Genomic DNA, 16,003 nt, shown 5'->3' with positions numbered 1-16,003 from the left:
AGCATGGACTCTTGGAAGAAGAATACGCGTATTCCGGGGATCACTATGGGCTTGATAATCAGCCTGGCCGTTACCGGTTTTGCCCAATCGCCAGCCCCGAAACCCGTAGCCGATACCCTGCGTAGCCAAACCTTGAAGGAGGTAAACGTAACCGGTATTCGGGAGGGATTTACGCAATCGCTGTCCGATGTGCAGGGTACCTATCTGCTGGGTGGCAAGCGGACGGAGGTGGTGCGATTGGGGGAAATCGACGCGAACATTGCCGAGAAAAACGCCCGGCAGGTGTTCGCCCGGCTTCCGGGTTTGTTCGTCTATGACATGGACGGAACCGGCAACCAGATGAACGTCGCCACGCGCGGGCTGGACCCGCACCGGTCCTGGGAATACAACATTCGCCAGAACGGGGTTCTGACCAATTCGGACATGTACGGTTATCCGGCTAGCCACTTTTCGCCCCCGATGGAAAGCACTGAGCGAGTCGAACTGGTGCGCGGAACGGCTTCCCTGCAATACGGTGCTCAGTTTGGCGGAATGCTCAATTACGTGACAAAATCAGGCGACACCACCCGTCGGATTGGTTTTGAAACCGTCAATTCGGTGGGTTCATACGGCTTGCGGAGTACGTACAACGCCATTGGCGGTAGGGTCGGGAAGCTGACGTATTACGGCTATTATTACCGGAAGCATTCGGACGGTTATCGGGAAAGTGCGACCTCAAACGCCCAGGCCCAGTTTATGAGCTTGCAGTATCAGGCTACGAAACGGCTCCGGATCAGTGCGGAATTGGGACGCTCGGCGTATGTTTACCGCATTCCGGGTCCGTTGACGGAAGCACAATTTGCGCAAAATCCGCAGCAGGCCACCCGAAACCGCAACTACTTTAACCCCGACATCTGGGTGCCGTCGCTGCGGCTCGACTGGCAGATGACGGAGCGAACCCGGCTGATGTGGCTGACGTCGGCCGTATTGGGCCAGCGAAACAGTGTTCTGTTCGATGCATTGGCCAATGTGCCGGATACGCTCATCAAGGCAACCGAACAGCCGCGAAACCGGCAGGTCGACATCGATAACTTTCACAGTTATACGTCCGAATTGCGCTTGATGCACGCGTATCAGCTTGGGAATGTAGTCGCTACCGGCGTGGTGGGTGTGCAGGTGATGAACAATGATCTGAACCGGCGGCAGCAGGGGAAAGGCACGACAGGCTCCGATTTCGACTTGTCGATCACCGGCCCATTCGGGCGCGACCTGCACTTTTACACCAGCAACGTGGCGGTTTTTGCGGAAAGCCAGTTTCACCTGACCCCAAAACTGACGGTTTCGCCCGGGATTCGGGTGGAAAGCGGCTTGACCCGGCTGCGGGGAACCATCAGCTATTATGACCCGCTGAAGCTGCCGAACGACATCGACCACCGGTTTGTCCTGCTCGGAATCAATGCCCAATACCGGTTTCGCCCGGAACTGAAAGTGTACGGTGGCTGGTCGCAGGCCTATCGCCCGGTGATTTTCAAGGACATCATTCCGACCTCCGTCTATGAACAAGTCGATAAAAACCTGAAGGATGCGACGGGGTATAACGCGGAAATTGGCCTGGAAGGCTACTGGCAGGGACTGCACGTCAACGTGAGTGCGTTTTATCTGCCCTACCGAAACCGCCTGGGGAGCCTGGTGCTGACCAATCCGGCTGGCGAAAGTTACGTGTTCCGTACCAACGTCGGCGACAGTCGAACCAAAGGCGTTGAAGCATTGATCGAAGCCCGGTTTTACCGAACCAACCAGTTTGCGCTGACCGGTTTCACCTCGACGGCCTTTGCGGATGCCCGGTATCACAACGCCCGCGTTTCAACAGGAGCCGATAACCAAACCATCGATGGCAACCGGGTGGAATCGGCTCCGCGCTGGACCAGCCGCAACGGGTTAACCGCCCGCTACCGCACGTTTAGTCTGACCGCCCAGTTTAGCTACGTCAGCGAGACGTTTTCTGACGCGCTGAACACGCCGGAACCGACAGCCAATGGTGCCCGAGGCCCCGTCCCGGCCTACGGCATCTGGGATTTGAACACCACCTGGCGGATCGGACGGCGTTTTACGCTGCGGGGAAGTATCAATAACCTGCTGAATACGGCGTATTTCACCAAGCGTCCAACCTTCTATCCGGGGCCGGGAATCTGGCCCTCCGACGGTCGGACGGGTGTGTTGACGCTGGGAATCAAATTGTAAGCCGAAAACAGCCGTTTTCGGTGCGATTCGTTCACCTTTTGACTTTACTGTAATGCCCCATATACCCCTTCCAGAGCATTTGCCCGGCATCACCGGTTTGCTCGAATACCGTCTCGATACGGCTTTACCCATCCGTGAATTGACCCAAATCCTGTTGCGGGGAGAGTCGACTTTAACGCCGGGCGAGCGCGAACTGATTGCCACCCTGGTGTCGGCCCGGAACGAAACCCGGTTCTGTACAGCCGCTCACACCAAAGCTGCTGATTTGCTGCTGGGTGAAAATGAAACCGCCCGGGCCGTGAAGCAGGATTATGAAACCGCTCCGGTCAGCGAAAAAATGAAAGCCTTGCTGGCCATTGCGGCCCGCGCCCAGCGCAGCGGGAAGGACGTGACGCCCGAAGCCGTCGAACGGGCAAAACGGGCGGGAGCCACGGATCGGGAAATCCACGATACGGTTTTGATCACGGCCTTGTTCTGTCTGTACAACAAGTACGTCGACGGGCTGGCCAGCGTAACACCGACCGATCCGGCGTATTACCAGCGACTCGGCGAACGCATCGTTCAGGGGTATAAGCGGCCACCCGGCGGTTTTCCGGTTCCACCCAAAATGTAGTCTCTTTTCAGGAGTTCAACGCCCTGTCTTTGACAGAAGTATGCCTTGACCGACTGAAATCATTCCGAATTACGCAGCCATCTCTTCCAAAAGACCAAAACTGATGAAGCAAAAACCGTTTACTTTTTTATATAGCCTTCTCGTACTGATTGTCCTGAACGGCACCGCAATCGCCCAGCAAACCCGGCTGTCGGGAACACTCACGGACGCCGACACCAAAACCCCGCTGTCGGGAGCCAGCATCCTGATCAAAGACCAACTGACCGGCACCACCGCCGATGCTGCGGGCCAGTTTTCGCTGACCACCAACCGGCGTGGACCGTGGACGCTGATCGTCACGATGGTGGGGTATGAACGACAACTGGTTTCGGTACAAAATGCCGGTCAACCCATCGCCGTATCGCTGAAAGTCAGCACGCAGGTGTTGCAGGATGTGGTCGTAGCGGCTTCGCGGGTGGAGGAAAACATCCTGAAAGCGCCCGTCAGCATCGAGAAAATGGACAACCGGGCCATTCGCGAAACACCCTCGGCGACGTTTTACGAGGGCATTAATAATCTCAAGGGCGTCGATATGGTCACCAGCGGGTTGACCTACAAACAGATCAATACGCGCGGTTTTGCCAGCACCGGCAACACCCGGTTTTTGCAATTGATCGACGGGATCGACAACCAGCCCGCCGGTTTCGGTTTTTCGGTTGGCAACATGTTCGGACTCTCGGATCTCGATGTCGAAAGCGTCGAACTGGTGCCGGGATCGGCCTCGGCCTTGTACGGCCCGACGGCTTTCAACGGGGCCTTGCTGATGCATTCGAAAGATCCCTTTCAGTTTCAGGGGCTGAGTGCGCAGGCCAAAGTGGGCGTCAACCACGTCAACGACCCGAATACCGGTGCCGCCCTGTACCACGATTATGCCCTGCGGTATGCGAAGGCGTTTAACAACAAGCTGGCTTTCAAACTGAATGTTGCGTACATGAAGGGGCTGGACTGGTTTGCCACGGATTATACTGACGTTGATGCCACCACACCTGCCGAACAAAAGGGACGCAACAACCCGGCTTACAACGGCCTGAATGTGTATGGCGATGAGGTAAACCGCACCATCACCGGCATCGGCAAAGTGGCCCGCACCGGCTACGAAGAGCGGTATTTGACGGATTACAACGTCTATAGCCTGAAACTGAACGGAGCTTTGCATTACCGGATCACACCCAATCTGGAAGCGATTTATTCCTACAGTTATTCAAAAGGAACGGCTAATTACACGGGCAGCAACCGGTTTTCGGTCAACGGTTTTTCGTTGCTTCAGCATCGCATCGAACTGCGGGGAGCTAATTTCTTTGTCCGGGGCTACACCAATCAGGAAGATTCGCACGATTCGTTCAATTCCCGTTCGCTGGGTCAGCAGGTTGGCCGGACATGGGTGCGAGACCTGAATGGCACGGTGGTTCCGGCCAATCAGGCGGATGAAATGTGGTTTACACGTTACACGGAGGCTTTTCAGGGCAAGGTGCAGGGCGTCACGACGGCCGATCACACAGCCGCCCGGCGCTTTGCCGATCAGGGGCGGTATCTGCCTGGTTCGGCGGAGTTTGATCGCGAAAAGGCGCGGCTGAAAACGATTCAGGGATTGAACGGCGCCGGGATTCTGAGCCAGACGAAAATGTACCATGCCGATGCCCAGTACAATTTTTCGTCGGCCCTGGAAGCCGCCGGTTTGTCAAAAACCGAAGTGCTGGCCGGGGGTAATTTCCGCCAGTTCAGTCTGTTCACAAACGGGACGCTGTTCGACGACAAAGGGGGGCGCATTCTGTACAATGAGTTCGGAGCCTTTGTCCAGGCCAGCCAGCGGCTTTTTGCCGACAAGCTGAAGCTGACGGTGTCGGGGCGGTACGACAAGAACCAGAATTTTGCCGGGTACTTCACGCCCAGAGCGTCCCTGGTTTTTTCCCCGACCGAAGCGCATAATTTCCGGGCCTCATTCCAAACCGGTTTTCGAAACCCGACGCCGAGCGACCAGTTTATCAAGCTGAATGTCGGCCCGATTACGATTCTGGGGGGCGCTCCTGCCAACAGCGCGGGCATGAACGTCTACGAAAATTCGATCAATTCCCCGTCTGTCGGCGGTTTTGTCAACGGTTTTCTGGCCGATGTACAGGCCGGAAAAACACCCCAGCAGGCGGTGATGAATAACAAGGACAAACTGCAAAAATCGAATGTGGCCTACATCAAACCGGAAAAGGTGCAGAGCTTTGAGGTCGGTTACCGGGGGTTGATCAACAATCGGCTGGCTGTCGATGCCAATTATTACTTTGGTGAATACCAGAACTTTATCCTGAATCAGGTGGTCATCCGGCCCGACAATCCGGTTCTGGGCAGCGACGGCACCATAAATCCAGCAGCCGCGCAGGACATCCTGAACACCAAATACCAGGTTTTTCAATTGTATACCAATGCTACCGACCGCGTAACGGCACAGGGAGCCACGCTGGGCCTGACGTATTATGTGCCGGGCGGTTTTACGATTGGCGGCAACGGCACCTGGTCGGCCTTTAACCTGAAAGGGGCAAACCCCAACAACATTCCGGCTTTTAATACGCCGAAATACAAAACGAACGTGACGGTTGGAAACCGCAACCTGGCCAAAAACCTCGGCTTCAACGTGGCCTGGCACTGGCAGAATTCATTCGACTGGGTGGGTTCGTTCAACGATCTTCGTCCGGGCCGGATTCAGGCCTATCACCTGCTCGACGCGCAGGTTACGTACCGGGTTCCGTCGCTGAAAACCGCTCTGAAAGTGGGAGCCAGCAACCTGACCAACCAATACGTCGTGCAGGCTTACGGGTCTCCGGCGGTGGGCGGTCTGTATTATATTTCGTTAACCTTTGACCAGGGAATGCGCTAAGATGGAAACCATTCAACTCACGGCCGCTCCAACGACATCGGCCTACCGCAGCCTGGTGTTTGCGCTCTGTATGCTGGTGTATATTTTCAGCGGCACGGTTTCGACCTTAATGTCAACCTACCTGCCGGTGGTCGTCCGTGACTTGCTGGGACAGGCCGACCAGGCTGAACTCGATCGGGTTAGTGCCTACGTCGGGGCTACTTTCCTGTACGGCTGGATGCTGGGCGGTATGAGTTTCGGCTATTTCGGCGACCGGCTGGGGCGGGTTACGTCGCTGGTCGGGGCGGTGTGTTTGTATGGCGGCTGTACCCTGCTGACGGCTTTTGCTCCCAACTGGCTGACCGTCGTCGCGTTGCGGTTTGCCGCCGGTTTTGGCATCGGGGGCGTGCTGGTGTTGACCACGGTAATCGTGGCCGAAATTTGGCCGGAGCGCAACCGGCCCGTTGCAATGGGCATTCTGGCGGTGGCTTTTCCGGTCGGGATTCTACTGTCCGGTCTGGTCAACTATTTCCTGCCCGACTGGCGGCAGGCCTTCTGGGTTGGCGGTATTCCGCTGATCCTGGGTGCGTTGATCGCGGGGTTTGTTCAGGAACCGGAAGGCTGGAAACGGGTTCATCAGCAATCCGCCGATGCCAACGCCACCCTGTTCGATCCGCAATACCGCCGGTCGTTGTGGCTGGGTTCGCTGGCGTTCGGGGCGATGCTGGTGGGGTTGTGGGCGGTTTTTTCGTGGGTGCCGACCTGGGTGCAGAGCCTGGTGGTGGGTGATGCGCGGAAAGCGCGCGGTTTATCGATGATGCTGATGGGCAGCGGGGGGGTGTTGGGCGGAATCCTGTCGGGGTTCATCGTCAAGCTGTTCGGGCATCGGCGAACCATGCTGTTTGTTTTTGCCGCCTGTTTCGTCATGGTCGCGGTGGTCTTCAAAACGAACACGACCCTTTCTCTCGTGGTGTATATCGAAATGGCCACGCTGGCACTGCTTTTCGGCATCAGCCAGGGCACCATGTCGGCTTATTTGCCCGAACTTTTTCCCACCCCGTTGCGGGGCCGGGCCACCGGTTTTTGTTTCAACATCGGTCGGCTGGTGACGGCAACGGCGGTCCTTTTTATTGGTACGCTGGTTGCGGTCTTGGGCGGGTATGGATCGGCCATTTTTGCCTTTTCCGGTACGTTCGTCATTGGCTTTATTGCCATCTGGAGCGGCCCGCAGCCATCAAAACTGCCCCCAACCCCCTGAAGAGGGCTTTTGTCGGACGATTGGAGCCCCTTCAGGGGGTTGGGGGCAAAAACATAAATCATCAAAAAAATGGCACACATTCAAGTTCCTGAAGGCATTCCCGGTATTCGCAGCCTGGTCATGTACCGGCCCGATACCGGTCAGCATCTGTATGCACTGGCGCAGGCGTTGTTGCGAAACGAATCGCCCCTGAGCGAAGTCGAGCGCGAGTTGATCGCGACCTTTGTGTCGTCGCTCAACGACTGTCATTTCTGCGCCGGGAGCCATGCGGCTGCGGCCCGGTTTCTCCTGGGAAAAGACAAAGAGCTGGTGGATCAGGTGATCGCGGAATACCAAACCGCTCCGGTTTCCGACAAGCTGAAAGCCTTGCTGACCATTGCCAAACACGTTCAGCAGGATGCCCGCACGGTTTCGGAGGAACTGGTGGCCGACGCCCGCCAGCAGGGGGCCACCGACCGCGACATTCACGATACGGTTTTAATTGCCGCCACGTTCTGCCTGTTCAACCGGTATGTCGACGGACTGGCAAGCCTGACCCCGACGGACCCGGCGGCTTACGAAGCCATGGGCGAGCGCATGGGAACCCTGGGTTATGTGATGCCAAAACCGGTGGTATAGAAGTTGAGGGTTTATGGTGCAGCGCTTATGGTTATCAATCCATACGAACACCAATCCATAGCCTGAACTACGAAAGCAATGCGTTCATAATAGGTTAGTACGATATTCCCTGGCTGCGTTGCGGTCAGGGATATATACTCCGGTTTCGATCTGTTTTTAATCTTTTTATTCCGATATGCCTTATATTCAATTACCTGAAGGGTTGCCCGGGATTCGCGGGCCGATGGCGTTTAGCCCCGAGACGGCGAAGCCACTCAATGAATTAGCCAACGCGCTGCTGCAAACCGACGATGGTCTGAGCCGGGCCGAACGCGAGCTGATTGCCACCTATGTTTCCTTCGAAAATGACTGCTTTTTTTGCCAGACCATCCACGGTGCCGTGGCCAGTTATTACTGGGGCGACGAGAACGGCGAGTTTGTCAAAGCCGTTAAGGAAAACTACGGGCTAACCCTGATTTCGTCCAAACTGAAAGCCCTGCTGGCCATTGCCGGCAGTGTGCAAAAAGGCGGGAAACAGGTGACGCCTGAGCAGGTTTACGAAGCCCGTCAGCAGGGAGCGACCGATAAAGACATTCACGATACAGTGTTGATTGCGGCTGCTTTCTGTATGTTTAACCGATACGTCGACGGTCTGGCGACCTGGGCACCCGAAAACCCGGAATTGTACAAGTTTCGGGCGACTAAAATCGCGGAGTACGGCTATACGGCAGATGATCACTATATGCCCCGGTGAGTGAACTGTAAACCCTGTTTCTATGAAAATCATGCTCGTTTTTATCTTCGGCATTCTGCTGCTGACGGCCACTGAAATAGCGAAAGTCTACTTCATTATGCCGATGCCGGGCAGTCAGGAAGCCGATACGATTGATTTTGCCTACTGGATTCATCAGAATAGTTGGATCATCCGGATTGTTGGCTGGTTGCTCATCGCCTATCCGACGTACCGATTGCTGGCGGTACCGAAACGCAGGGGACGCAAAGCCGCCGTGCTGGCGCTGCTGGCCGTCTATGCCGTCGTTTTTTACCTCTTCAACTTCCGGTTTCTGGCCGAGAAAATGTTTTACCAGCCAAAAGAAACCGTCATGCTGGATTTGAAAGCCAGTAAAATCCCGGCTGATAAGCTGGTGTTGGGGTTGGTCGTAAACGGGCAGGCGCGGGCTTATCCGATCCAGTTTATTGGCTATCACCACCAGGTTCGGGACACGGTGGGTGGGGAACCGGTTATGATTACGTACTGTACGGTTTGTCGAACGGGCCGCGTGTTTCGGCCGCTGGTGGGCGACAAGATTGAAGAGTTCCGGCTGGTGGGCATGGATCATTTCAATGCGATGTTTGAAGACAAAACGACCGGTAGCTGGTGGCGGCAGGTCAACGGCGAAGCCATCGCCGGCCCGTTGAAAGGCCAGTATTTGCCCGGTTTTCAGGCCGAACAAATGACGTTGCAAGCCTGGACCGAACTGCACCCCGAAACGCTGGTTCTTCAGCCGGATTCGACCTTCAATGAGCAGTACGCGAGCATGGAACCCTACGAAAAAGGGCAAGTCAAACGGAAACTGACGGGGCGCGATAGCCTGTCGTGGAAGCCGAAATCGTGGGTGGTGGGTGTGGAGCGAAACAAAGCGGCCCGCGCTTACGACTGGAGTCAGTTACTCAAACAAAAAGTTACGAACGACAGTCTGGCTGGAACACCGTTATTGCTCATGGTGGCCTCCGACAGTGCGACCTTCCATGTCTGGAACCGAAACGTAAACGGCCAAATTCTGCATTTTACGGCGGATTCGACGGATTCATTTCGGGACCAGGAAACCGGGTCGGTCTGGAACCGGCACGGTGTCTGCACGGAGGGGCTGCTGAAAGGCAAGAAACTGGCCCGGATTCCGGCCTCGCAGGAATACCTGCATTCGTGGGAAACGTTTCATCCGGCCACGACCCGGTATTTGTGAAAGAAGACAAGAGAGGTGAGATCAGAGAGGAAAGACGTGAGAAATGAGACTTTTTGAGTCTATTCTCTCTTTTCTCAGCTCTCTTGTCTATCCCATTATTTTAGGTGAAAAGTCGTAAAGGATGGGGCGGTTTGCTTCTATCCTTTATTTTTTGGTTCGAAACCGGACGCTTGGGAGAAATTGCCTCGGACGTGTATTTTTTTAGTATATTTTCGAACTTTAAACGGATCATTCTGGCCCGGTCGTCAAACACTCTGCGGGGAAATCTGGTTATGTTTTTTGAAAATTAAATGCCCTTTTCCACCACACGTTTTGAAAAATTGCACGATCGATGAGCCTGACTTCCTCAAAAAAATCTTCTTTCTCTCTTCCTTCCTTCCCCAAGGCCATGACCGGTATTGTTGGTCTGGATGAAATCACGGGCGGAGGATTACCAAAAGACCGGCCCACGCTGATTTGCGGGGGAACGGGTTGCGGAAAAACCTTATTTTCCATCGAATTCATTGTTCACGGGGCTGTCAACTATGACGAACCGGGCGTTTTTATGTCATTCGAGGAGAAAGCCGAAGAACTGGTTTTAAACGTGGCTTCGCTCGGCTACGACCTGAATCAACTCCAACAGGATAAGCTGATCAAGCTCGATCACGTGCGGATTGAACGGAGCGAAATTGAGGAAACCGGCGAATACGACCTGGACGGCCTTTTCATCCGGCTGGGATACGCCATCGACAGCATCGGAGCAAAACGGGTGGTGCTGGATACCATCGAAAACCTGTTTTCGGGGCTGCTCGATCAGGGTATTTTGCGGGCTGAACTCCGGCGATTGTTTGAGTGGCTGAAAGCCAAGAAAGTGACGACCATTATCACCGGTGAAAGAGGAGGTGGCACGTTGACCCGTCACGGGCTGGAAGAATACATTTCCGACTGCGTGATTCTGCTCGATCACCGGGTTACCAACCAGATCTCCACCCGGCTTCTGCGCATCGTCAAATACCGGGGGTCGGTGCATGGAACCAACGAATATCCTTTTTTGATCGATCAAAGCGGCATCTCGGTGTTGCCGGTTACGTCGCTCACCCTGACGCACGATGTAACGTCGGAACGGATTTCGTCCGGGATTCCGTCGCTGGACAAAATGCTGGAGGGAAAAGGGTTTTTCAGGGGCAGCAGCATTCTGGTTTCGGGAACTGCCGGTACGGGAAAAACGAGCATTGCCGCCAGTTTTGCCCACGAAGCCTGCAATCGGAAAGAACGTTGTATTTATTTTGCGTTTGAGGAGTCACCGCAGCAGATCATCCGGAACATGCGCTCAATCGGGTTTGACCTCCAGCAGCACATCGATGCCGGTCTGTTGAAATTTCACGCTTCACGGCCTACACTCAACGGGTTGGAAATGCACCTGGTCTCGATTCATAAGTTGATCGAAGAGTTTGATCCTCAACTGGTTATTCTGGATCCGATTACCAACCTGATTACAGTAGGCACGGTCAGCGAAGTGAAGTCGATGCTGATCCGGCTGATCGATTTTCTGCAATCGAGGCAAATAACCGTGATGTTTACGGCGCTGTCGCTGAACACCATCGTGAGTGAGCAAACGGACGAGGGCGTATCGTCGCTGGTAGATGCCTGGTTGCTGGTGCGGGATATTGAGTCGAACGGTGAACGGAACCGGGGTATGTACGTTATGAAGTCGCGCGGCATGAAGCATTCCAACCAGGTCCGCGAGTTTGTAATCACGGACGAAGGACTACACCTGGTGGATGTCTTTTTAAGCCCCGAGGGCGTGCTGACGGGTTCCGCGCGGGAAGCCCAGCAATTGCAGGAGGTGACCGGCAAGGCGTTGCGCGACTATGCCCTCAACCGCAAGGACCGGGAAATCGAACGCAAACGCTTGGTGCTGGAGTCGAAGATTGCGAGTTTGAAAGAAGAGTTCGAATCCGTACAGGATGAATTGAATAAAGCCTACGTGGAAGAGGAGTTGCGAAAGGATGTGCTGGAGAAAAACCGGGAACAACTAATCAAAAACCGTCATAATGAGCAATAGCCACCGAAACGGAATGGAAACAAAAGAGGAAATTTGGGAGTTAAGACTCTATGTTGCCGGCAAAACGGCGAAATCCGTGACGGCGCTGGCTAATCTGAAGCGGTATTGTGAGGAGCATTTAAAAGACAAGTACGTTATCGAAGTCATTGACTTGCTGGTTCAGCCGCAACTGGCTGAAGGAGACCAGATTCTGGCCATTCCGACGCTGGTCAAAAAGGTGCCCGAACCCATCCGGAAGATTATTGGCGATTTGTCGAACGAAGAAAAAGTGTTGGTTGGATTGAACATTCGTCCGGCAAAAAAATAGCATGATTGAGCAAGTAACAACTCCGGATACAGATTCTGATGGCGACGGGCAGAAGTATGAATTGCGCCTATTTGTAACCGGGGCTTCGATTAATTCAATCCGTGCCATTTCCAATCTGAAACACATTTGTGAAACGTATCTTGCGGGAAACTATACCCTGGAAATTATTGATGTCTACCAGCAACGAATGCTCGCTGAAAGCGAGCAAATTATTGCTTTACCTTTATTGATAAAAAAAATGCCCTTGCCGCAGCGTAGGCTGATCGGCGATATGTCGGACACCGAAAAGGTGCTTAAAGGCCTGGGCATTGCTCATACCAGTTAATGAAACCGGTTAAAACCTACGAACAACTCGTCCAGGAAAACGAAGCCTTGCTGATCCAGTTGGAGGAGGCCACCGAAACCATTCATGCCATACGAACGGGTCAGGTCGACGCGTTGGTGGTGCAGGGAAAGGACGGACACGAACTCTACAGCCTCAAAACCGCCGATCAGACGTACCGGGTGTTTATCGAAACGATGAATGAAGGGGCGGTGACGCTGAATGAAGCAGGATTGATTCTCTACTGCAATTCAAAATTTGCGTCGATGGTAGGCATGCCGCTGTCGAACGTGATTGCCCTGTCGTTCGATACCTTTATTCCGGCGGACTACAAAGACCGCTACAACAGCCTGTTCAATGATGGGTGGACAGAAGACCGCAAAGTGGAAATCTGCATCCTGAGTACGGATAGGGAGGTGCCCTGCCAGCTTTCCGTAACAACGCTGGAACTGGATGGCGGCACTTCGATGAGCGTCATCGTTACCGATCTCACGGTTCAGAAGGCCACCCAGCGGCTGCTCAAGTCCAACAATGATCGGCTGGAAGAAATGAACACGGCACTGGAAGTCAGCAACCACGACCTGCAACAGTTTGCGTCGGTGGCCTCCCACGATTTGCAGGAGCCGTTGCGCAAGATTCAGATGTTTTCGGAATTGTTGAAAGACAAACACATCGATGAGCTGCCGGACGACAGCGTGCGGTATCTGGAAAAAATTATCGACTCTTCCAACCGGATGCGCACCATGATCATCGACATCCTGAGTTATTCCCGGCTATCGACGCATTCGGATACATACGTTCTGACCGATCTCAACAAGTTGCTCAATGAGGTATTGAAAGATTTTGAACTCCGGATTCAGGAGAAAAGAGCCCGGGTGCAGATCGATCCATTGCCCGAAGTGGAAGTAAATCAGGGGCAGATTCGGCAGGTTTTTCAAAACCTGATCAGCAACGCGCTGAAGTTTTCCAAAGCCGATCAACCGCCCGTAATCGAAATCAAGGCGACTGACCCCGCCGAATCTGAAACGAAGGACGAGGTGCCGATGTGCTCCATTTTGATTACCGACAACGGGATTGGGTTCGATGAACAGTATGTCGAGAAAATTTTTTCGCTGTTTCAGCGATTGAACACCAAGGATATTTACGAAGGATCGGGCATCGGACTGGCGGTTACCAAACGCATCATCGACAAACATAATGGCCGGATCAGGGCACAAAGTAAGGAAGGAATGGGTTCTACATTCATTATTAGCTTACCTTTGAGGCAACATAAACCGGCTTGAAATGGCTTTTGACCTATCCAGAAAGAAAATCTTACTGGCTGAAGACGATGGGGATGACCGTGCGTTTTTTATTGATTTTTTAGGGAATCGCACCGATATTGAACTGCTGCCCGGCGTAACGTCGGGGGTAGAATTGCTCGACTACCTGCACCGAACCACGTCGCCCGATGAACTGCCGGATATTGTCATTCTGGATCAGAATATGCCCAAGCTAACGGGGAAAGAAACGCTGACAGCCATCAAGGCTACGGATTGGCTGTCGCGGATTGCCGTCGTTATTTACTCTACCTACGTCGGGCGGGAACTGATCGATGAGTGCCTGAAACTGGGGGCGGTTTCGGTGAAATCCAAGCCCGTTTCGAAGGACGGTTACAACGAGATGATGAACGAAATTCTGGCGGCATGCCATCGCGTGTCCGTTGGCTAAATGATTGCTAATCAGGTTGACTATGGCCACTCGTAACAAAACTTCCCGTTCTGCCGCTGCGGCATATAAATTAGCAAATCTGCCTTCCGATGGTCAGATTCGTGTCGTGATCGAACGGGTTTCGCCCGAACTCGATGGGGGACGATTTCCGATCAAGGCCGTTCCCGGAGATGTCATTGCCGTTGAAGCGGATATTTTTCTGGATGGTCACGACAAACTGGCGGCCCGACTGCTATATAAACATCCGGATGATCCGGCCTGGACTGAAGTGCCGATGGTTTTTATCAACAATGACCGCTGGGGCGCGTCGTTTACCGTCGAAAAACCGGGACTGTATGCCTACACCATCGAAGGCTGGGTGGATCACATCGCTTCCTGGAAACACGAAGTCGAATTGAAAGTAGCGGCTGGTCAACGGCTGACGAGCGAACTCAAAGCCGGGGCGGTTTACGTCGAAGGTATGTCGCATCGGGCCGAAGGAGATGATAAAACGACGCTGGCGTGGCTGGCCGGTTTACTGGAAGGCGGGTCGGATGAATACAACGATGCGGCTTACCAGGAGTCGGTTCAGTTTGTAGAAAGCGGCCTGTTTACGGACCTCATCCAGCGGTATCCGGAGCGGAAACACCCGTCCCGGTATGCCCGTGAACTCGTGGTGGACGTCGACCGGCCCAAAGCCGGTTTCAGTACGTGGTATTGCCTGTTTCCGCGATCCGCATCGCAGGAACCGGGTCGACACGGCACGTTCAGGGATGTGGAAAAGCTGCTGCCACGCATCGAAGCGATGGGTTTCGATGTACTTTACCTGCCGCCGATTCACCCCATTGGACAGTCGTTTCGGAAAGGGAAAAATAATAATGTGGTTTCGCAACCTGGCGAGCCCGGCGTTCCCTACGGTATCGGTTCGGAACTGGGCGGTCACACGGCCATTCACCCCGAGTTGGGCACTCTCGACGACTTCAAACACCTGATTGCCATTGCCCGGAACCACGGCATGGAGGTGGCGATGGACCTGGCCATTCAGGTGTCACCCGATCATCCCTGGGCCAAAGATCACCCGGAATGGTTTAAAAAACGACCCGACGGCACCATTCAATACGCTGAAAATCCCCCGAAAAAATACCAGGACATTTACCCGGTTTATTTTGAAACCGACGATTGGCAGAGCCTCTGGATTGAAATGAAAGAGACGATGCTGACGTGGGCGTCGTGGGGCGTCCGGATCATTCGGGTCGACAACCCGCATACCAAACCGTTTCAGTTCTGGGAATGGCTGATTGCGGAAGTAAAAAAAGAATATCCCGATCTGCTATTTCTGGCCGAAGCTTTCACCAAACCAAAGGTGATGCAGCAACTGGCGAAGCGCGGTTTTGCTCAATCGTACACCTATTTCACCTGGCGCAATAACAAACAGGAGTTGGAAGAATACCTGACGGAGCTGACGCAGGGTGAGATGAAGCGCTACTACCGCCCGAATTTTTGGCCGACCACGCACGACATCAACCCGTATATCCTGCAATCGGGCCACGAACCGCAGTTTCTGATCCGGTTTTTGCTGGCGGCTACACTGTCGTCCAACTACGGTATCTATGGGCCGTCGTTCGAGTTGATGGAACACCTGCCGTTTCCGGGCAAAGAAGAATACATCGACTCGGAAAAATACGAGATCCGGCACTGGGACTGGCACCGCACCAACCGGCTGACGTATCTGATCGGGCTGGTCAACCGCATCCGGCGGGAAAACCCGGCCTTGCAAACCACCAACAACCTGATGTTCTGCCGCATTGACGACGACGCGCTGATGGCTTATCTGAAAGTGACGGGCCACAACCGGCTGCTCATGGTAATCAATACCGATGCCTATAACCGGCGGGCGGGCATGGTGCAGGTGCCGATCTGGCAGTTGGGGATCGCCGAAGGACAGGAATACGTGGTGCACGATTTGCTGACCGGAGCGCAATATACCTGGAAAGGACAGTGGAACTACGTCGAACTCGATCCGTATTTGTTGCCCATGCACTTGCTGAAAATCGAAGCCTGACCGTTGTGGCGGCTGAAGCGGCTGATGAGACCCTGAAAAGAAGTGC

At 54.1% G+C, this 16,003-nt stretch carries 13 protein-coding genes; all 13 read left to right on the top strand.

Annotated elements, in window-relative coordinates; translation table 11 throughout:
- The first annotated feature begins 45 nt into the window (after positions 1-45).
- The 13 genes from ACS5NO_RS14440 (at position 46) to ACS5NO_RS14380 (ending at position 15,957) form a co-directional block, all read left to right on the top strand.
- Positions 46-2,220, top strand: coding sequence for a TonB-dependent receptor family protein (locus ACS5NO_RS14440; RefSeq protein WP_439415807.1), 2,175 nt, complete (start codon positions 46-48; stop codon positions 2,218-2,220).
- Positions 2,221-2,272: 52 nt separating this feature from the next.
- Positions 2,273-2,833 carry a carboxymuconolactone decarboxylase family protein gene (locus ACS5NO_RS14435; protein ID WP_439415806.1) on the top strand — a complete coding sequence of 187 codons (561 nt, stop codon included), beginning with the start codon at positions 2,273-2,275 and terminating at the stop codon, positions 2,831-2,833.
- 103 nt (positions 2,834-2,936) lie between these two features.
- Positions 2,937-5,735, top strand: coding sequence for a TonB-dependent receptor (locus tag ACS5NO_RS14430; RefSeq protein ID WP_439415805.1), 2,799 nt, complete (start codon positions 2,937-2,939; stop codon positions 5,733-5,735).
- A 1-nt stretch (position 5,736) separates the two neighbouring features.
- Entirely contained in the window at positions 5,737-6,972 is a 1,236-nt protein-coding gene (locus tag ACS5NO_RS14425) for an MFS transporter (RefSeq protein ID WP_439415804.1), read from the top strand.
- A 69-nt stretch (positions 6,973-7,041) separates the two neighbouring features.
- Positions 7,042-7,590: a carboxymuconolactone decarboxylase family protein gene (locus tag ACS5NO_RS14420; RefSeq protein ID WP_439415803.1), complete on the top strand. Its 549-nt coding sequence runs from the start codon at positions 7,042-7,044 to the stop codon at positions 7,588-7,590.
- 175 nt (positions 7,591-7,765) lie between these two features.
- On the top strand, positions 7,766-8,323 hold the full coding sequence (locus ACS5NO_RS14415; RefSeq protein ID WP_439415802.1) for a carboxymuconolactone decarboxylase family protein: 558 nt from the start codon (positions 7,766-7,768) through the stop codon (positions 8,321-8,323).
- 22 nt (positions 8,324-8,345) lie between these two features.
- Positions 8,346-9,533, top strand: a complete 1,188-nt coding sequence (locus tag ACS5NO_RS14410) for a DUF3179 domain-containing (seleno)protein (RefSeq protein ID WP_439415801.1) — start codon at positions 8,346-8,348, stop codon at positions 9,531-9,533.
- A gap of 331 nt (positions 9,534-9,864) precedes the next feature.
- Positions 9,865-11,577: a circadian clock protein KaiC gene (kaiC, locus tag ACS5NO_RS14405; RefSeq protein ID WP_439415800.1), complete on the top strand. Its 1,713-nt coding sequence runs from the start codon at positions 9,865-9,867 to the stop codon at positions 11,575-11,577.
- Positions 11,578-11,590: 13 nt separating this feature from the next.
- Positions 11,591-11,884 (top strand): circadian clock KaiB family protein, encoded by a 294-nt coding sequence (locus tag ACS5NO_RS14400; protein ID WP_114405237.1) that lies wholly within the window; start codon positions 11,591-11,593, stop codon positions 11,882-11,884.
- A 1-nt stretch (position 11,885) separates the two neighbouring features.
- Positions 11,886-12,209 (top strand): circadian clock KaiB family protein, encoded by a 324-nt coding sequence (locus ACS5NO_RS14395; RefSeq protein WP_439415799.1) that lies wholly within the window; start codon positions 11,886-11,888, stop codon positions 12,207-12,209.
- Entirely contained in the window at positions 12,209-13,489 is a 1,281-nt protein-coding gene (locus ACS5NO_RS14390; protein ID WP_439415798.1) for a sensor histidine kinase, read from the top strand. The genes ACS5NO_RS14395 and ACS5NO_RS14390 overlap by 1 nt, the downstream gene beginning before the upstream one ends.
- Before the next feature lies 1 nt (position 13,490).
- On the top strand, positions 13,491-13,916 hold the full coding sequence (locus ACS5NO_RS14385) for a response regulator (RefSeq protein WP_439415797.1): 426 nt from the start codon (positions 13,491-13,493) through the stop codon (positions 13,914-13,916).
- A gap of 22 nt (positions 13,917-13,938) precedes the next feature.
- The gene (locus tag ACS5NO_RS14380; RefSeq protein ID WP_439415796.1) at positions 13,939-15,957 is read left to right on the top strand and encodes an alpha-1,4-glucan--maltose-1-phosphate maltosyltransferase; all 2,019 of its coding nucleotides are present in this window, start codon (positions 13,939-13,941) and stop codon (positions 15,955-15,957) included.
- Positions 15,958-16,003 lie beyond the last annotated feature (46 nt).

Origin of the sequence: Larkinella fluvii (assembly GCF_051857545.1) — a bacterium.
Lineage (GTDB): Bacteria > Bacteroidota > Bacteroidia > Cytophagales > Spirosomataceae > Larkinella.
Note: the sequence above shows the minus strand (reverse complement) of the source record. Positions and strands in the feature narration are given on the sequence as shown.